Source organism: Vibrio sp. SCSIO 43155, from assembly GCF_023716605.1.
GTDB lineage: Bacteria > Pseudomonadota > Gammaproteobacteria > Enterobacterales > Vibrionaceae > Vibrio > Vibrio harveyi.
Map to the genome: position 1 here is coordinate 820,396 of NZ_CP071852.1, position 19,381 is coordinate 839,776.

Below are 19,381 nucleotides of genomic sequence, written 5' to 3' on the forward strand. Positions count from 1 at the left end.
GTAGATGTTAACTCGAATTTCCAGCTTCCATAACTACCAGTCGGTGCAAAACGATTTGCGCCGTCAGGAAAACAAAGTTCACCACAATCAGGAGCAACTTGCTTCTGGTAAGCAGTTGACCAAGCCGAGCGATAACCCGTTGGCGACGCACTACATACAGAGTATTGGTCAACAAGAAGAACAGCTAAAGCAGTACCTTGATGCAATCGTTCTGGTTCGTAACCGACTAGAAAACCAAGAGGTCGTGATTGCCAATGCTGAGGAGTTCACCGATGAATCGAAGCGTATTTCGATGGAAATGATCAACGGTGCTTACTCTCCAGAAGACCGTGCCGCGAAAAAGCGCGAGCTTGAAGAGATTGCCAATAACTTCTTGGCGCTAGTGAACACTCAAGATGAATCAGGTAACTACGTTTTTGCCGGTACTAAGCCGAAAACTCAGCCGTTTTTTAGAGATAACGATGGCAGCGTTGTGTACACCGGCGATGATTACCAACGCAAGATGAAGATTGCGAGCAATATTGAGCTAGGCATCAACTACCCGGGTAACCACTTGTTTTCAGAGATCCCGAATCCGTTTGGTGATTTCGAACCACAATACGATTTACAAGAAGGCTCTGAGTTGTTGCTTGGTCAAGCAACGAGTGCGTCAGAAGATAACTCAAACTACAAAGTGACCTTTGTGGATATGAGTAACGGCAAGTTTGGTTATCAGTTAGAAAAAGATGGCAGCATCGTGCAGGTTGATGATTATTCACCTGTTGATGGCATCAAATACGAAGGCGTGAATATTCAGCTTAAAGGTCAAGTATCGGCTGGCGACAGCATTACGTTAGAGCCACGCCAAACCTTTAGTATTTTTGATGCGTTTAGAGAAACCATGCAATGGTCGGAGAGCTCAGTATCAGACGCTTCGGCGACCGCGAAGCTGCATCAAATGACAGAAGAATTCCAAGCGGCATTTGTTCACATGAACAAAGTAAGAACCGATTTGGGTGCTAAGTTGAGCACGCTCGATATTCAAGAGCAAAACCACGAAGATTTTAATTTGTCTCTGGCGAAAGCAAAGAGCAATTTTGAGGATTTGGATTATTCCAAGGCGGTCATCGAGTTCAGCGAGAACTCACGTGCACTGCAAGCCTCGCAACAGGCTTTTGGTAAAACCAAAGACCTAACGCTATTTAACTATATTTAGCGACACTTAATTCGATCTAGCGCTGCTGAAACCTAGCGAGATGCCCATAGCATCTGAATGGAAGAGTAACGCCTTTAATCCGTAATTTTAATGCCTTATGTGCAAAGCCTTAAGCGCGAGAAATCAACGGAAAATGCCGAGTAATGCGAGCCAAGCGGCACGATTTTACCGAAAGCGGCAATGAGGTTCGCGGCAAATCAAGCGGCAATAGATCAACAACTGGCTGATAACGTAACTCAGCAGAAGGAAAAGGCGAATACGCCCTTTCATTGCTGAACTAACTTGTTGTTTATTTGCTCGTTTTTAAAAGAGTGAGTTATTAAACTCAAGTTGGCACACAAATTGTATTGATGTTGTCAGAACAGACTTACGAGATTCTAAACCCTGCCATATAGGCAGATTTAGCAAGTAATTTTTACGGTCAGTGCTTATCCAAATGAGAGTAAAGCTGGCCGCTTCGCAAAAGCTTGCGAACTCAAAAGGAGAGCAAAATGGCTGTAACAGTTAGTACTAACGTCTCCGCGATGACCGCGCAGCGTTATTTAAACAAGGCGACCAACGAACTTAATACTTCGATGGAACGTCTTTCATCTGGTCACAAGATTAACAGTGCAAAAGACGACGCAGCAGGTCTACAGATCTCTAACCGTCTAACGGCTCAGTCTCGTGGTCTAGATGTGGCAATGCGTAACGCAAACGACGGTATCTCGATTGCCCAAACGGCGGAAGGTGCGATGAACGAAGCGACGTCAGTAATGCAACGTATGCGTGACTTGGCGATCCAATCTTCAAACGGTACTAACTCTCCGGCTGAGCGTCAGGCGATCAACGAAGAGTCATCAGCGTTGACGGATGAACTAAACCGTATCGCAGAAACGACATCATTTGGTGGTCGTCGTCTATTGAACGGTTCGTTTGGTGAAGCAGCATTCCAAATTGGTTCAAGCTCTGGTGAAGCAATGATCATGGCCCTAACAAGCATTCGTGCGGATGACCAACGTATGGGCGGTGTGACTTTCTTCTCTGAGAATGGCAAAGACAAAGACTGGGGTGTTGATCCTGCTAAAGCAGATCTAAAAATCACACTACCAGGTATGGGTGAAGATGAAGATGGCAACCCAGATGATCTAGAAATCAGCATCAATGCGAAAGCAGGCGATGATATTGAAGAGTTGGCAACGTACATCAACGGCCAATCTGATATGATTAACGCATCGGTGAGTGAAGACGGCAAGCTGCAAGTATTTGTAGCGCACCCGAACGTTCAAGGTGAGATTTCAATCTCTGGTGGTCTAGCTTCTGATTTGGGTTTAAGTGATGAGCCAGTACGTACATCAGTACAAGACATCGATATGACAACCGTGCAAGGTTCTCAAAACGCGATTTCAGTATTGGATTCAGCACTTAAGTATGTTGATTCACAACGTGCAGACCTAGGTGCGAAGCAAAACCGTCTAAGCCACAGCATCAACAACTTGGCAAACATCCAAGAAAACGTCGATGCGTCTAACAGCCGAATTAAAGATACGGACTTTGCGAAAGAAACAACGCAAATGACCAAAGCGCAAATTTTGCAACAAGCAGGTACTTCGATTCTTGCTCAAGCGAAACAATTGCCAAACTCTGCGATGTCACTATTGCAGTAGTTTACCTAGCCTGTACTCAATACATTCAGACGTGGATGGGAATGCAGGCTTTTGGCAAGCAACTTTATAATAGAATGTGCGGCTCTCTCATCTCTCACCTGCCAATCATTTTCAATGTAAGGTTGCACCCGGTGTGTCGGATATGTGTTCATTTCTCTTGATCTCCACATAGGCTCTGGCTACCAACCTAGCCCCGGTTCTCTCAAAGGAAAAGGGGCTTTTTCTTTTCTTTCTTCCAGCAAATCTCCTTACTGATACCGCTCTAACTGACTGCTTTTATTCGCTTTTGGTTGTTTTATGTACAAAACATTCCGCTCGGCGTGAATCTAAGAAACTTGAGCGCTTTTTTCTACTTTTCTCCCATTTTTCTAGCCAAATCTCGCTAATTCACTTTTTTTTATTTTTTTCTAAAGCTTCTGAAATCCGAGTCGTTAATAGAAGTAACTTTGAGAGAACTACTTGGTTTTCCGAGACGTCGGAAACCGCTACATCGGAAAATCAATTGGAGAAATCACCATGGCAGTGAATGTAAACACTAACGTATCAGCGATGACCGCTCAGCGTTACCTAAACAACGCAAACTCAGCACAACAAACTTCAATGGAACGTTTGTCTTCAGGTTTCAAAATCAACAGCGCGAAAGATGACGCTGCGGGTCTTCAAATCTCGAACCGCTTGAACGTACAAAGCCGTGGCTTGGATGTGGCTGTTCGTAACGCGAACGACGGTATCTCGATTGCACAAACAGCAGAAGGTGCAATGAACGAGACAACCAACATCCTACAACGTATGCGTGACCTATCTCTTCAATCAGCGAACGGCTCTAACTCAAAATCTGAGCGTGTTGCGATTCAAGAAGAAGTAACGGCACTAAACGACGAACTAAACCGTATCGCTGAAACAACATCATTCGGTGGTAACCGTCTACTTAACGGTACTTACGGTACTCAGTCTTTCCAAATCGGTGCAGATAACGGTGAAGCCGTGATGCTAAACCTAAAAGACATGCGCTCTGACAACAAATGATGGGCGGCGTGAGCTACCAAGCTGAAAAAGGCAAAGATAAAGACTGGGGTGTTGAAGCGGGCAAAAATGACCTAAAAATCAGTCTGACAGACAGCTTCGGTAAAGAGCAAGAAATCAACATCAGCGCAAAAGCGGGTGACGATATCGAAGAGCTTGCGACTTACATCAACGGTCAAACAGACCTAGTGAAAGCGTCAGTAGACCAAGACGGTAAACTGCAAGTTTTCGCTGGTAACAACAAAGTTGAAGGCGAAGTAGAGTTTTCTGGCGGTCTTTCTGGTGAGTTAGGTCTAAGCGATGGTAAGAAAGTAACGGTTGATACCATCGATGTAACATCAGTAGGTGGCGCACAAGAATCTGTCGCTATCATTGATGCGGCGTTGAAATACGTAGATAGCCACCGTGCAGAGCTAGGTGCTTTCCAAAACCGTTTCAACCACGCAATCAGCAACTTGGACAACATCAACGAGAACGTGAACGCGTCGAAGAGCCGTATTAAAGATACCGACTTCGCGAAAGAAACGACTCAAATGACTAAGTCACAAATTCTATCGCAAGCGTCAAGCTCAATCCTTGCGCAAGCGAAACAAGCGCCTAACTCAGCGCTAAGCCTACTAGGTTAATCAACCTAATACGACGCGATACAAAAGCCAGGTTCATCCCTGGCTTTTTGCATATTCGAATCACGCATTAGGGACACCGAATAGGATAGGTGACAAGGAGTTTGTATCGATTAGATGGTCTCTTTAAATACCAATGTCACTGCGATGATGACGCAGCGACATCTCAGTCATGCGGCTGAGCAAAACATAGAGTCTCAGCGAAACCTCACCTCGGGTTATCGGATTAATTCCGCCAGTGATGATGCTGCAGGTCTGCAAATCTCCAATACTCTTAATGTCCAAACGAGAGGGCTTGATGTCGCCTTGAGAAATGCGCACGATGCGTATTCGGTGGCACAAACCGCAGAAGGCGCTTTGCATGAGAGCAGTGATATATTGCAACGCTTGCGCTCTCTGGGGCTTCAAGCGGCAAACGGCAGTAATGACTCAAGTGATCGGCAAAGTATTCAATACGAGGTCGTAGCGCTGCAAGATGAGCTTGATCGTGTCGCGATCACGACGACATTTGCAGATAAAAACCTGTTTGATGGTTCTTACGGCTCGCAAAGCTTCCATATTGGAGCGAATGCCAACTCTATCTCTCTGACACTGCGGAATATGCGCAGTCACATCCCGGAGATGGGAGGGCAGCATTATGTTGGTGATGCGGTCGATAAAGATTGGCGAGTCACTAAAGATAATCAAACCCTTAAATTTGAATACCAAGACAGTAAAGGGCAAACCCAAACAGAATCTATTGGGCTCAAACTAGGAGATCGCATCGAGCAGGTTGCCACTTACATCAATGCACAGCAATCGATAGTGAGTGCCTCAGTGACTGAAAACAATGAACTGCAATTCTTTGCCTCGACGCTGAATGCACCTGAAGGTGTAACGTTAGAGGGTAGTTTGGCGGATGAGCTTGATGTTACTGCTGATGGGCTCATCACAATGGACGACATCGATATGTCGACTGTTGGTGGGGCGCAGCTTTCGATTGGAGTGATTGATGCGGCAATTAAGTATGTTGATTCGCATCGAAGTGAAATAGGTGGCTTCCAAAACCGGGTTAGCGGCACGATGGATAACCTTAACACGGTGAACCGGAGTGTGACCGAATCAAAAGGGCGGATACGCGATACTGATTTTGCTCGTGAGTCGACGGAGATGGTACGGTCACAAGTGCTGCAAGATGCGACTACCGCATTATTAGCCCAAGCGAAGCAGAGACCGAGCTCGGCACTTGGATTGCTCAGTTGAACGGGTTACAGCGATGAACATCGCTCAGGAACAAAAGTTTCAGGTAATAAAAAACGCTGCCAATGGCAGCGTTTTTTTCGTGTTCAGCTAAGTAAAAATTACTTAGTTACACGTAGAACTGGAGTTTCACCAACAGTAACAGAACCAGAAAGCTTGTTTAGCTCTTTGATTTCGTCCATGTTAGAGATAACAACTGGAGTTAGCGTTGATTTCGCTTTCTCTTCTAGAAGAGCTAGGTCGAATTCAATTACAGTGTCGCCAGCTTTAACAGTTTGACCTTCTTCAGCGATACGCTTGAAGCCTTCGCCTTTAAGTTCAACAGTATCGATACCGAAGTGAACGAAAAGCTCAACACCGTCGTCAGACTCGATAGAGAACGCGTGGTTCGTTTCGAAGATCTTACCGATAGTACCGTTTACAGGAGCTACCATTTTGTTACCAGCAGGTTTGATAGCAATACCATCACCAACGATTTTCTCAGCGAAAACAACATCTGGCACATCTTCAATGTTCACGATCTCACCAGAAAGTGGTGCGATGATTTCGATTGCACCTGCGTCAGCGCTGTCGTCAGATACTAGCTTCTTAAGTTTGTCAAACAGACCCATTGTGTCATGCTCCTAACGTTTTATTTAATTCTGTCGAATTATAGTATACCAATCTTTCGAGATAGACGACTTTTTTTAACCGCCTATCTCATTGGAATTAGTTGATTATTGAGTTTTCTCTGCAATGAACTTTTCTACAACTGCTTCGATTTCCGCTGCTGTTGGTAGAGAAAGTGCTTCTTCAGCCATTGCTTTCACTTCTGCGAAGTTAGAGTTACGGATAACTTTCTTCACTTTAGGGATAGAGATGCCGCTCATTGAGAACTCGTCTAGACCCATACCTAGAAGTAGAAGTGTTGCTCGCTCATCACCTGCTAGCTCACCACACATACCAGTCCACTTACCTTCAGCGTGAGAAGCGTCGATAACTTGCTTAATCACAGTAAGTACAGCTGGTGATAGTGGGTTGTATAGGTGAGAAATCATCTCGTTACCACGGTCAACCGCTAGTGTGTACTGAGTTAGGTCGTTTGTACCGATAGAGAAGAAAGATACTTCCTTCGCTAGGTGGTGCGCGATAGCTGCTGCAGCTGGAGTCTCAACCATTACACCGATTTCGATGTTTTCGTCGAATGCATGACCTTCAGCGCGTAGTTCTGCTTTGTACTCTTCGATCGCTTTCTTAAGCTCACGGATTTCTTCAACAGAGATGATCATTGGGAACATGATACGCAGTTTACCGTGTGCAGATGCACGTAGGATACCACGTAGCTGGTCACGTAGGATTTCACGACGATCCAAGCTGATACGTACTGCACGCCAGCCTAGGAACGGGTTCATCTCTTTTGGAAGATCCATGTATGGAAGATCTTTGTCGCCGCCGATATCCATAGTACGGATGATCACAGCGTGACCGTTCATTGCTTCAGCAACTTCTTTGTAAGCTTGGTATTGCTCTTCTTCAGTTGGAAGTGCGTCACGGTCCATGAATAGGAATTCAGTACGGTACAGACCAACACCTTCACCACCGTTACGGATGATACCGTCACAGTCTTTAACAGTACCGATGTTACCGCAAACTTCTACGCGGTGACCGTCAGTTGTTTCTGCGTGTAGGTCTTTTAGCTTAGCTAGCTCTTCTTTTTCAGCAAGGAATGCAGCTTTAACTGCTTTTGCTTCTTCTAGCTCAGCGTCAGATGGGTTGATAACGAGCTTGTTGTTCATCGCATCAAGAATCAGCATGTCGCCGTTCTTAACTTGCTTAGTGATGTCGTTAGTACCAACGATAGCTGGAAGCTCAAGAGAGCGAGCCATGATTGAAGTGTGAGAAGTGCGACCACCGATGTCACAAGCAAAACCAAGAACGTAGTCTAGGTTGATCTGCGCAGTTTCAGATGGCGTTAGGTCGTAAGCTACTAGGATAACTTCTTGATCAATATCGCTTAGAGAAACGATGTTGATACCTAGAGCGTTCTTAACGAAACGAGAACCGATATCACGGATGTCAGTTGCACGTTCTTTCAGGTATTCGTCGTCTAGAGACTCAAGAGCCGTTGCTTGCTCTTCGATCACAGAGTGGATCGCGTGGTCAGCAGACATTTTGTCGTTTTTGATAAGTGCTAGGATTTCTTCTTCTAGCTCTTCGTCTTCAAGAAGCATGATGTGACCTTCAAAGATCGCTTCTTTTTCTTCGCCAAACGTTTCAAGCGCTTTTTGCTTGATAGTTTCTAGTTGAGCAGAAGATTTGTTACGAGCGTCAAAGAAACGTGCAACTTCTGCTTCTACTTGATCATCAGAAATAGTGTTTGTGTTTAGGACAATTTCATCTTCTTGAAGTAGTAGTGCTTTACCGATTGCAATACCAGGAGATGCTAGGATGCCTGAAATCATAGCCTTACCTTAAGTTGGTCAACTTTATAAAACGGGAGAATAATGGGTGCGCTAACGAATAGTTTTAGCTTAGTTTTGAGTCTATTTCCAACGAAGCCATTTTGCTTTCACAAAATGGCTTCTGAAATAGGAGACCGAATTAGTGTAGTTGGTCCATTAGAGCAACTAGGTGGTCAACTGCTTGCTGAGCTTGTGGGCCTTCAGCTGAGATAGTTACTAGAGTACCTTTTACTAGGCCTAGTGTTTGTAGCTTGAATAGGCTCTTAGCGCTAGCGCTTTTACCGTTAGAAGTCACAGTGATGTCCGCGTCGAATGCTTTAGCTTCTTTAACGAACTGTGCAGCTGGACGAGTGTGAAGACCGTTTTCTGCTGTGATTTCTACTTGCTTCTCGTACATGTGATATACCCCAATAAATGTATTTTTTTGTTAGTTTGTGACTAAGTTTTAGCTTAACTGCTTTACACCTTGTGCGCTAGCACGGGAGAGTTCAAAGCGTGTCAGAACTGATACTAGTCAAAAGTTTGGTAATTACGCAACTGTTTGCGTGCGTAATTACACTGAAACCTTTTTGGTTTAGATTCTTTATTTTGAACCTAAAAATAAAACACCCTGATATTACCAAAGGTGGGGCAGGGATCAACAAAAAAGCCCCTGAACGGGGCTTTTTTAAACGAAAAATTGATTTGACCACATATTACTGTTGGTTCTCTTTCTCGGTAAAGATACCAGCAAATAGTGCTGTACTTAGGTAACGTTCACCAGAGCTTGGTAGAACTGTTACGATTGTTTTTCCTTCAAATTCAGGAAGTTCCGCGAGGCGGTTTGCTGCAACGACTGCTGCACCTGATGAGATGCCAGCTAGGATGCCTTCTTCTTCCATTAGGCGACGAGCCATCTCGATCGCTTCTTCAGAAGTCACTTGCTCAACACGGTCTAGAAGTTCTAAATCTAAGTTACCAGGGATGAAACCTGCACCAATACCTTGGATTTTGTGAGGCGCTGGTTGGATTTCTTCACCTGCTAGCGCTTGCGCAATTACTGGTGATTCTGCTGGCTCTACTGCAACAGATGTGATGGCTTTGCCTTTCTCACCTTTGATGTAGCGGCTTGTGCCTGTGATGGTACCGCCTGTACCTACACCTGCTACGAATACATCGATTTCACCGTCTGTTGCTTCCCAGATTTCTGGACCAGTTGTCTTCTCGTGAATCTCTGGGTTGGCAGGGTTGTTAAACTGCTGTAGAAGAAGATATTTGTCTGGATTGCTTGCAACGATTTCTTCCGCTTTAGCGATCGCGCCTTTCATACCTTTTGCTGCTTCTGTTAATTCTAGGTTTGCACCTAGCGCTTTAAGAAGCTTACGACGCTCAAGGCTCATTGATTCTGGCATTGTCAGAGTGAGCTTGTAACCGCGAGCGGCTGCTACGAATGCAAGTGCAACACCTGTGTTACCACTGGTTGGCTCAACTAGCTCAACGCCCGGCTTAAGAGTACCTGCCTTTTCTGCTTCCCAAATCATGTTCGCACCAATACGGCACTTAACACTGAAGCTTGGGTTACGCGCTTCGATTTTCGCCAAAACTTTACCTTTGCTCACTTTATTCAAGCGAACAAGAGGTGTGTTACCGATAGTAAGAGAGTTGTCTTCGTAGATCTTGCTCATAGTGATGTTCCTTCATTACACGATATTGTGAATATGAGTAGAAGAATATGCGGTCTCAAAAAAAGGGAAAAGGATTAAAAAGTTATATCTTATGAGGTTGGTCGAGAATTGAGCAAAATGAAAGGGGAGGCGTCTAAAACCTCCCCGTATCGAATGAAAGTGTGAGTTATTGTTGATGCTTAAATTCGTTCACCCACATTGCAGTTGCACCGCAGACAGCAACAGGCATAACAATTAGGTTAAGAATTGGAATCGTGGTAAACACCGAAACCAACACTCCAAAGCCATAGGCTTTCCCTTGCTTTTGTTTCAATTTGTAACGCATCTCGTTGAAAGACACTTTATGGTTATCAAACGGATAGTCACAGTACTGGATAGCAAGCATCCAAGCGGTGAAGATGAACCACAAGAAAGGTCCAACCGTTTGCCCGAGTGCAGGGATCAACAGAAGAAGAAACAAGCCAATTGCTTTTGGTAGGACATAAAGCAATTTTCGCCATTCTCGTGCCAGCACGCGAGGGACATCTTTTATCACCGCAGCCATGCCATCATCATTCACTTTTTGACCCGTTAAGGACTCTTCGACTTTTTCAGCGAGTAAACCATTGAATGGTGCGGCGATGAAGTTAGCTAATGTACTAAAGAAATAAGAGAATGTGGCGAGAATAGTTAACACCAATATTGGCCATAATATGTAGGTAAGCCAAGAGAGAAAATCTGGTAACTGACCAATCCAGTTCTGGATCCAAACATCGAGATGGGAGAATAGATAGAAAATCGCGCCACCCACGAGTAATACGTTGGCAAGTAATGGCAAAACCACAAAGCGACGGATCTCCGGAGAGAGTGCTATTTGAATCCCATATAGGAAGTAACCGAATCCGGTTCTAGGCTGATTATTCAACTTCATATCTATTTTGTTTCGTGTAAGTGAAAACTCATTGTACCTGTGGATGGTTTTCTTTCAATGCCCTAACATTTTGGGTCTTGTAAAGTGGAATCGTGGCAAGAATCACAACAAAAAACCGAACTTCTTGCATTAAGTTGTTCTAAACCTACATATAGTTTTGGTAAAGTAAAAGCATCATTCGGATTTATTGCACTTGGGTTACTGCTCAAGGATGTGCGAGTAGTAGAACAAGTAGATTGAGAGTAAATAATGCAGGAATTGCGATTCGTACTCATTGTTGTTGGCGCATTAGCCATCGCCGCATTGCTATTTCATGGTCTGTGGACAAGCAAAAAAGAAGGCAAAGCAAAATTTGGTAACAAGCCGCTTGGTAAGTTGGATGTTGACCAAGAGGATAAAGAGTCTCCAGAACAAGAGCGTGATTTTGCTCCTGCTCCAGAAGACGACTTCGAAATCATCCGTAAAGATCGCAAAGAGCCAGACTTTGGGATGGAGAATTCATTTGATAATAAATTCGCTTCTGATCCTCTGATCGATGATGTTCTTGATGTAAAAGAAGAGAAAGAGCATAAAGAAGAGAAAGAGCATAAAGAAGAGCAAGAAATCCCAGCTTTTGTTGCGACAAAAACAGAAGAAGACGTGGTAGAGCTTGTTTTACAAGAGTCAGTAGACACTTTTGCTGAAAACGAAACTATCGCGGAAAAAGAAGAAATTATCGAACCGGTATTTGAAACAACGGTTGTACCAGAATCGGCAGAAGTAGAGATTGCGCCTGTAATGACAGAGGTAGCGGTTGAAGAGCCGAAGCCAGAGCCAGAAATGCAAGTGATTGTGTTAAATGTGCACTGTGCAGGCGAAGAGCCATTTATTGGTACTAAGCTATTCGATAGCCTTCAGCAAAACGGTTTGATTTACGGTGAAATGAATATCTTCCATCGTCATGTGGACTTGTCTGGCAATGGTAAAGTGTTATTCAGTGTTGCAAACATGATGCAGCCGGGTACGTTAGAGCACGGTGACCCAGCAGAGTTTTCAACGAAAGGTATTTCCTTCTTTATGACTCTCCCTTGCTATGGTGAAGCAGACCAAAACTTCAACCTTATGCTGCGTATTGCACAGCAAGTCGCGGACGACATGGGGGGGAATGTACTGGATGATCAACGTAACCTGATGACACCTGATCGATTAGCATCATATCGACGTCAAATAGTTGAGTTTAATGCTGCTAACGCATAACCTTAACACCAAATAATGATAGGGCTCCGTTAGGAGCCCTTTTTCTTAGATTCCCAACCTCATTAATGAATATACACGGGGCTTTAATATGTCTGAATCAGTACATCAGCGACTAGAAGAGCTAAAAGAGTCGTTGCATTACCACGCGGTTCGTTACTACGTGGAAGATAACCCAGAGATTCCAGATGCAGAATACGATCGTATGATGCGTGAATTATTGGATATTGAAGCCGAACACCCAGAACTGGTTACCGTCGACTCTCCAAGTCAACGCGTAGGAGGTCAGCCACTGTCTGAGTTCAGCCAAGTTACTCATGAAGTGCCGATGCTATCGTTGGATAACGCTTTTGATGATGCGGAACTGGATGGTTTTCATAAACGCGCTCAAGATCGCGTTGTCGGTCATACCATCAAACAGTACTGCTGTGAGCCTAAGCTTGACGGTTTGGCTGTAAGTCTATTGTACGAAGATGGTGTCTTGGTTCAGGCTGCGACACGCGGTGATGGTACTACTGGTGAAAACATCACGGAAAATGTGCGTACCATCAGCGCAATTCCATTAAAGCTGCAGGGTAAAGACTGGCCGACACGTCTAGAAGTTCGCGGTGAAGTCTTTATGCCAAAAGCGGGTTTTGACAAACTTAACGAGATCGCTCGTCAAAAAGGCGAGAAAGTTTTTGTTAACCCACGTAACGCGGCGGCGGGCAGTCTGCGTCAACTAGATTCACGTATTACCGCTTCGCGTCCATTGAGCTTTTATGCTTACAGCGTTGGCGTTGTTGAAGGTGCTACGTTAGCAAACAGCCACTACGAGCGATTCTTACAAATCAAATCTTGGGGCTTACCAATGTGCCCTGAAACCAAGCGAGTCGATAACTTGGAAGAGGTAAAAGCCTACTACCAAGACATTCTTAACCGTCGTGAAGCTTTGGCGTATGAAATTGATGGCGTCGTCATTAAAGTTGATGATATTGCAATTCAAGAGCGTTTGGGTTTTGTTGCTCGTGCTCCTCGTTGGGCAATCGCGTATAAATTCCCTGCGCAAGAAGAAATTACCACGCTAAATGATGTGGAGTTCCAAGTTGGTCGTACCGGTGCCATTACGCCAGTAGCTAAGCTTGAGCCAGTATTTGTTGGTGGTGTCACGGTAAGTAATGCAACTCTTCACAACGCAGACGAGATTGAACGTTTACAAGTGATGGTAGGTGATCAAGTAGTGATTCGTCGTGCTGGTGATGTGATTCCGCAAGTTGTCTCTGTTATCAAAGAACGTCGCCCAGAAACGGCGCGCGAGATCCTATTCCCCAATGCTTGTCCGGTATGTGGCTCTCATGTTGAACGTATCGAAGGTGAAGCCGTTACACGTTGTACTGGTGGTTTAGTATGTCAGGCTCAACGTAAAGAAGCGTTAAAACACTTTGTGTCTCGTAAGGCGCTAGATGTAGACGGATTGGGCGAGAAGGTCATTGAACAATTGGTTGATCGTGAGATGGTCGAAACACCAGCTGACCTGTTCAAGCTTTCTGCAGGCGTACTGACGGTCTTGGAACGAATGGGACCGAAATCGGCAACCAACGTTGTTAATGCTCTTGAGAAATCAAAACTAACAACATTGCCACGTTTCTTGTACTCACTTGGTATCCGAGAAGTCGGTGAAGCTACAGCTGCAAACCTTGCACAACATTTCAAGAATCTTGAAATCATTGAGCAAGCAACAGAAGAGCAGTTGGTTGAGGTTCAAGATATTGGTGTGGTCGTAGCAAAACACATTACCACTTTCTTCAGCGAAGAGAAAAACCAAGCGGTTGTACAAGACCTACTGGCGCAGGGCATTCACTGGCCAGAAATCGCCACACCACAGGAAGGGGTCGAATTACCTTTGGAAGGTAAAACCGTGGTGTTAACCGGTACGCTTTCTCAGTTAGGTCGTTCAGAGGCGAAAGAAGCACTACAGAATTTAGGCGCAAAAGTAACTGGTAGTGTTTCGAAGAAAACAGATATTTTGTTTGCTGGAGAAAATGCCGGTTCTAAGCTAGCTAAAGCTCAAGAACTTGGAATTGAGATTCAAACTGAGCAAGACTTACTCAATTTGATGAAATAACTCTCCTCAAAAAAGATAAAAAATACCTAAAAGCCCCAAGTGTCAGTCGCTTGGGGCTTTTTCTTGGCAATTAAAAAGTCACTCAATAACCGTTCAAATACCACTTTTCCTGATTTCAGTGATCAGGATCTCTCCTTACGTTATTCTTCTTTTATAACTAAAACTCTGCGATCGACTTCAAAATAGAATGGATGAGTTTTCATTATGTGTTTGATATTTAAAGTCTTTTCTTTAGTTTGTGTCTTTGGTGTTAAAAATAAGATCTGGATCAACAACTTATATGGAACTTTGGCGTTGGTCATATTTTTTTAGAAAAAAAATAAGTTCCATTTGGATGTTTTTAGATGCGAAGTTAGTCTTAGAAGCGTGGATACACGGTGTGTATGCAGGAACTAAAAAGAACCAATTTAGAAATATTGAGGTTCACTCAGGAATTTACTTCTCTCCTTCGGCGGCCAACTTAAGGCGAGATAGAAAAATACAGCTATATCCATTTTTAGGAGTTTTTTCCATGGACAAATTTTTCAAGGTTTCAGCGTTAACAGCTGCGATGTTTGGTGCGGTTGCAGTAGCTCCGGCTACAGCATCTACTGAAAGTGCAGCTGGTGGTGAGTATGTAGAAAAAGTTAACGAATTTATGCAAGACTCAAGTCTTAATGCAATGTTCGTTGTTGATACTCGTTCTCGTACTCGTACAACAGGTAAACCTGGTGGTGAGAATGGCGACCGCTGGAGCCGTCTAAACTACTCATCTTACAACGCGATCATTGACTTCACTTCTGGCTACCATGATGGTTGGTTAGGTGCAGACGTAGCAGCTTACTACTCTGGCGACCTATACAACGATAGCTTGAAAGGCGCAGACGGTTACCTATGTAACGAGATCTCTACTTGTACTAACCTAGACTGGGGTGCAGGTGACGGTGATCAACTTAAAGTTTACAAAGCTGCTCTGAAGTTTAAGACTGGCGAAAACTTTAACGCTCGCTTCGGTATGTTGCAAGCTGGTGGTAATGGCACAATCGGTAACGTTTGGAGCTTCGTACCAGGTACTTACCGTGGTTTCGAACTAAACGCGAAGCTGGGTGATTTCAACCTAAGCTACTTTGGTGCAGACCAATTTACAGCACCATGGTTGCTACACGAAGATGACTACGCGCCAGCACTATGGTCAGACACTTCTTGGAGCTACCTACACTCTCTAGGTTTGAACGGTAACATTACTGACGCTCTATTCTTCCAAGTTGGTCTTGGTCAAGCGACAGGCGTTAAATATGCTAACGGTATCGACTGGGGTGCAGGTCAAGTAACTAGCTACCATGACGAAACTGATAACACGTCATACAAAGCTTACTTGAAGTACACAGTAAGTGACCGTACTACTCTTGCATTTGACTTCTACGGTGTTGATGACGATGTGAAATACGATGGTCTAGGTTTCCACACTGGTCTATCTCTAAACCAATCGTTCGGTAAACTGTCTTGGATGTCTGAACTACGTTACACAGACACAGACAACCGTTCAGATTTCGTTCCTCGTACAATCCATACTTACGGTATGAATAATGGTACTTGGTCACAATGGTGGGATGCTCTATCTGACTGGAACAAAGCTGGCGAGCTAGCTTGGTACAACCGTCTATCTTACAACCAAGGTAACGGCTGGAACTACTACCTAGGCTTCGGCTACGGTTCTGGTGCAGACTCTGCAGCAAGCGGCGCATCTGGTGACTGGGATTACGAGAGCGAGTACGCAGTTAACGCAACAGTTTCTTACTCTCTACAAAGCGGTTCTCTTAAAGGTACAACCGTGCGTCTACACGGTACTATCCTAGAGCGTGACGAGTTTGCTGGTGCAGCAGACGCGGATGAGACAGACCTACGTCTACAAGTTCTTATCCCATACAGCTTCCACTAATATTTAGAAGTTAAGAAAAAGGAGCCAATCGGCTCCTTTTTTATTTTACTTCTTTTCCGTCATACATTTTGCAATATAGGGGAGGAAGCATGTGTACGTTGCCGTTGGGCAATTCACACTTTATTTCTGGTGCTAATGTTCTACCACCAGAAGCGCCATTTGCTAGCGAAGTCAATGGCATTAATGCAGCGATAGCGACTAATAATCCAGTTACCAGTTTCATATTATTTACCTTGTAATCTAGAATGTATTTTCTTTTTAATTTCACTTAATTACTTGAGTTCGTTGTATAGGTGGGAAATATTAAAGCGTAGCGTTCTGCTCCTTAATCTAACCTACGATTTAGTTGTCCCATGAACCACCTTGAAAGCGGCACATCTCACTAGGTAGATGGGCAACATCGCCACTTGGTAAAACACATTCAACGATAGGTCCTAGATTTGTGGTGCCTCCATTCCCGTTGTTATAGGCGAATGAAGAAAACGCAAACGCGCTGCACGCTAAAAACAAAAAACACTTCTTCATAGTACATCCTCTTACTTACCTTAAAAAAATATAAGCATTTAATTGCCATGCTTATGCGTTAAGTATGTATAGAGACCTAGAAAGATCAAAAATTAATTCAACAGTGTTTTATTTTTTAAAATGAATTTAGATTTTAAATCTTGGGATATATTTATCTATGTACTTGAAATTTTAATTTAGTAGGAGAAGCTATTTTGATAAAGGAGAGAATATTAATAATATTTTTATTACTTAATTTTTGTGGTTAATTTAAATAAGTAGATGAAATAAAAGCATTAGTCACGGAAAGGAAATAAAAGGATGCTGAGCACCCTTTTATTTTGACACAAATCAGCGAGAAACCGGTTTAATCTTCAAAATTATGCCGTCTACGGCGATAATTTCGACCCGAGTTCCCGTCGGCAATTCGTGTTCGCATTCAGCTGACCACGTTGTATCTGCCACTCTAAGACGATTCATTCCAATGTGAAAATCTTCTTCGAGCGTGACAATATTACCTATCAGCTGTTTGTGTTTTTGATTGAGATCTCTGGCTTGATCACTTTTGCGATCCTTGGACCATTGCTTTCTCCACCATAGCCAAGTGGTAACCAAACTGAAAGCCACAAAGGCAAGCCACTGCATCTGCCAACTCATTGGTAAGAAAGATAGGATAGCGCCAACGATCAGGGCGGAAATGCCTAGCCAAAGAAAATAGCCTGCTGTGCCCAATAGCTCTACAGCGAGCAAGGCTAAACCAAGCGCAATCCAATGCCAGAATGACACGCTTTCTAATAGGCTAAATAAATCCATAGGCAATCCTTAGTCCTTACTTTGTTTGAACATTTCAGCAATACCCGCGACTGAGCCCATTAAACCTGTCGCTTCGATCGGCATCATGATGATCTTACCATTTTCCGCTTGACCGATACTCTTCAGTGCATCGGTATAACCTTGGGCAATAAAGTAGTTAACCGCCTGAACATCACCTTTAGCGATTGCTTCAGATACCATGTAAGTCGCTTTTGCTTCTGCTTGAGCTGCACGCTCACGCGCTTCCGCATGTAAGATCGCCGATTGCTTTTCACCTTCCGCTTTCAGAATTTCCGATTGTTTTTGACCTTCTGCTCGTAAGATTTCTGCCTGACGTATCCCTTCAGCTTCTAGGATTTCAGCACGCTTATTACGTTCTGCTTTCATCTGAGCGTTCATTGCTGCTGTTAGATCCGCTGGTGGCTGAACGTCTTTAATCTCGATACGGGTTACTTTTACGCCCCAAGGGTTGGTTGCTTGGTCAACGATAGAGAGCAATTTGGTGTTGATCATGTCACGCTGGCTAAGCATCTCATCCAATTCCATTGAGCCGAGCACGGTACGAATGTTCGTTAGTGTTAGGTTACGGATAGCGTGTTCTAGATCGTTGACTTCATACGCCGCTTTGGCTGCGTCGATGACTTGGACAAAGCCGACTGCATCGATAACAACATTCGCATTGTCTTTTGAGATGACTTCTTGTGCCGGGATGTCCAGTACACGTTCCATCATGTTGACTTTTTGACCTACGCGATCAACGAAAGGAATGATTAGGTTTAGACCTGGCTTTAAGGTGTGGGTATAACGTCCGAAGCGTTCGACGGTCCAGTTGTTCCCTTGTGGTACGGTTTTGATCCCAGAAGCGAGGACAATAATGGCTAGTACAACTAAGATCCCGATGGTGATCAATGAGTCGATTGGCATGTTCTATTCCCTTAAGTGCATAATGTTTGTTTCATTTTTACTCATTTAGGCTTATGACACAATCGTAGAAATGAGAGCCTCGATAAATTATAGACAGAATAAAGGCCGGATTAATCCGACCTTTTTATATTTTTAATTCAGCAGGTTAGTACTTTAATTAGTAGAGAATAGAGTACAACTGACGACGGAATTTACTTGCTAATGCATTGCCTTGACCCAATGCACTTAAGATATCCATAAAAGTTTTCTTCACTTCACCGTCTTGTGCGCCGAGGTTGGTTTTTAAAATATTCCAAAGTAGCTCCAACGCTTCTTCATCGCGACCAACTTGGTTGTATTGAACTGCAAGCTCACATGCCAATTCGAAGTTATCTGGGTTTGCGGCTAGCTCTTGTTCAAGGCGTTGAAGCTCTGGGCTATCTGCTGCTTGGAGGTGCAGATCTAACTTGGCAATCAATCCCTTATAGTAGTTATCTTGATATTCCAGTGGGATTGCACTTAATAGCGTTTGTGCCAATTCAAATTGTTTGGTTTCTAGCAAACAATCTGCCATCGCTAGTTTTACATCACCGCGGTTTTGCAGATCTTCTGAAAGGGTTTGCAAAATAGCTAGAGCTTGAGCATGTTCGCCTTGTTGTAGCAACTCGCTTGCTTGCTTTAACTGCATTTCGTCTTGGCTTGGGAGGTGTTTTTGCAGCATGGCTGAAATGGCATCAATCGGCTGAGGACCACCCATACCATCTACCGCTTGACCGTTCATAAACAACGCGATAGTTGGTAAGACTTGTACGCCAAACTGTGATGCTAAAGCTGGTTGCTGCTCACAGTTCAATAGAGCAAGGGTGAATGCACCGTTGTATTGCTGAGTTAGCATTTGTAGCTCAGGGATCACTTGCGCACTCTCTGGTTGAGCATTCGCCCAGAAGTGGATCAACACTGGCGTGTTCATTGACCCTTCAAGAGTCTCGCGGAAATTTTGTTCTGTTAACTCAACGATAAATGGGGATTGCATCAGAGTGTCCTTGCTTTTTGTTTCTTGTCGTTGATTGTAGATATGGAGTTGATATTTGGGAAATTCAAGCGATAGAAAGGAAAAACGCTGCCGAAGCAGCGTAATCCTGATAGCAAGCGAAAGTGCTATAAA

The 19,381-nt window shown here is 44.0% G+C and carries 15 protein-coding genes and 1 pseudogene; 7 read left to right on the top strand and 9 right to left on the bottom strand.

The features are described from left to right. Window positions 1–4 precede the first annotated feature (4 nt). The 4 genes and pseudogenes from flgL (at window position 5) to J4N44_RS03870 (ending at window position 5,729) form a co-directional block, all read left to right on the top strand. Window positions 5–1,195, top strand: coding sequence for a flagellar hook-associated protein FlgL (gene flgL / locus J4N44_RS03855; RefSeq protein ID WP_005449187.1), 1,191 nt, complete (start codon window positions 5–7; stop codon window positions 1,193–1,195). Window positions 1,196–1,686: 491 nt separating this feature from the next. Beyond that, window positions 1,687–2,841 carry a flagellin gene (locus tag J4N44_RS03860; RefSeq protein ID WP_005449185.1) on the top strand — a complete coding sequence of 385 codons (1,155 nt, stop codon included), beginning with the start codon at window positions 1,687–1,689 and terminating at the stop codon, window positions 2,839–2,841. Window positions 2,842–3,357: 516 nt separating this feature from the next. Then, window positions 3,358–4,490, top strand: a pseudogene (locus J4N44_RS03865) (flagellin). 114 nt (window positions 4,491–4,604) lie between these two features. Beyond that, the gene (locus J4N44_RS03870) at window positions 4,605–5,729 is read left to right on the top strand and encodes a flagellin (protein ID WP_101960880.1); all 1,125 of its coding nucleotides are present in this window, start codon (window positions 4,605–4,607) and stop codon (window positions 5,727–5,729) included. Between the two features lie 98 nt (window positions 5,730–5,827). On the opposite strand, the gene crr is transcribed toward J4N44_RS03870, so the two are convergent. From crr to cysZ, 5 genes are all read right to left on the bottom strand, one after another. Further along, window positions 5,828–6,337 carry a PTS glucose transporter subunit IIA gene (gene crr / locus J4N44_RS03875; protein WP_005425608.1) on the bottom strand — a complete coding sequence of 170 codons (510 nt, stop codon included), beginning with the start codon at window positions 6,335–6,337 and terminating at the stop codon, window positions 5,828–5,830. Window positions 6,338–6,442: 105 nt separating this feature from the next. Continuing rightward, window positions 6,443–8,167 carry a phosphoenolpyruvate-protein phosphotransferase PtsI gene (gene ptsI, locus J4N44_RS03880; RefSeq protein ID WP_005451541.1) on the bottom strand — a complete coding sequence of 575 codons (1,725 nt, stop codon included), beginning with the start codon at window positions 8,165–8,167 and terminating at the stop codon, window positions 6,443–6,445. A 139-nt stretch (window positions 8,168–8,306) separates the two neighbouring features. After that, complete coding sequence (locus J4N44_RS03885) at window positions 8,307–8,564, bottom strand: HPr family phosphocarrier protein (protein ID WP_005436894.1); 258 nt, start codon at window positions 8,562–8,564, stop codon at window positions 8,307–8,309. Between the two features lie 298 nt (window positions 8,565–8,862). Continuing rightward, window positions 8,863–9,831 (bottom strand): cysteine synthase A, encoded by a 969-nt coding sequence (cysK, locus tag J4N44_RS03890; protein ID WP_005436896.1) that lies wholly within the window; start codon window positions 9,829–9,831, stop codon window positions 8,863–8,865. Between the two features lie 166 nt (window positions 9,832–9,997). Then, complete coding sequence (cysZ, locus tag J4N44_RS03895) at window positions 9,998–10,741, bottom strand: sulfate transporter CysZ (RefSeq protein ID WP_005451544.1); 744 nt, start codon at window positions 10,739–10,741, stop codon at window positions 9,998–10,000. A 249-nt stretch (window positions 10,742–10,990) separates the two neighbouring features. Between cysZ and zipA the strand changes: the two genes are divergently transcribed. The 3 genes from zipA (at window position 10,991) to J4N44_RS03910 (ending at window position 15,996) form a co-directional block, all read left to right on the top strand. After that, entirely contained in the window at window positions 10,991–11,977 is a 987-nt protein-coding gene (zipA, locus tag J4N44_RS03900) for a cell division protein ZipA (RefSeq protein ID WP_252044859.1), read from the top strand. 88 nt (window positions 11,978–12,065) lie between these two features. Then, window positions 12,066–14,078, top strand: coding sequence for an NAD-dependent DNA ligase LigA (gene ligA, locus J4N44_RS03905; RefSeq protein WP_017188413.1), 2,013 nt, complete (start codon window positions 12,066–12,068; stop codon window positions 14,076–14,078). 511 nt (window positions 14,079–14,589) lie between these two features. After that, window positions 14,590–15,996: an OprD family porin gene (locus tag J4N44_RS03910; RefSeq protein ID WP_005451547.1), complete on the top strand. Its 1,407-nt coding sequence runs from the start codon at window positions 14,590–14,592 to the stop codon at window positions 15,994–15,996. A 40-nt stretch (window positions 15,997–16,036) separates the two neighbouring features. Here J4N44_RS03910 and J4N44_RS03915 read toward each other — a convergent pair whose 3' ends face one another. From J4N44_RS03915 to J4N44_RS03930, 4 genes are all read right to left on the bottom strand, one after another. Then, complete coding sequence (locus tag J4N44_RS03915; RefSeq protein WP_009698603.1) at window positions 16,037–16,219, bottom strand: hypothetical protein; 183 nt, start codon at window positions 16,217–16,219, stop codon at window positions 16,037–16,039. Window positions 16,220–16,851: 632 nt separating this feature from the next. Next, window positions 16,852–17,313, bottom strand: coding sequence for an NfeD family protein (locus J4N44_RS03920; RefSeq protein ID WP_005451549.1), 462 nt, complete (start codon window positions 17,311–17,313; stop codon window positions 16,852–16,854). 9 nt (window positions 17,314–17,322) lie between these two features. Beyond that, on the bottom strand, window positions 17,323–18,237 hold the full coding sequence (locus J4N44_RS03925; protein WP_005451550.1) for an SPFH domain-containing protein: 915 nt from the start codon (window positions 18,235–18,237) through the stop codon (window positions 17,323–17,325). A 157-nt stretch (window positions 18,238–18,394) separates the two neighbouring features. Beyond that, window positions 18,395–19,249, bottom strand: coding sequence for a thioredoxin family protein (locus J4N44_RS03930; RefSeq protein ID WP_005451551.1), 855 nt, complete (start codon window positions 19,247–19,249; stop codon window positions 18,395–18,397). Window positions 19,250–19,381: the final 132 nt, after the last annotated feature.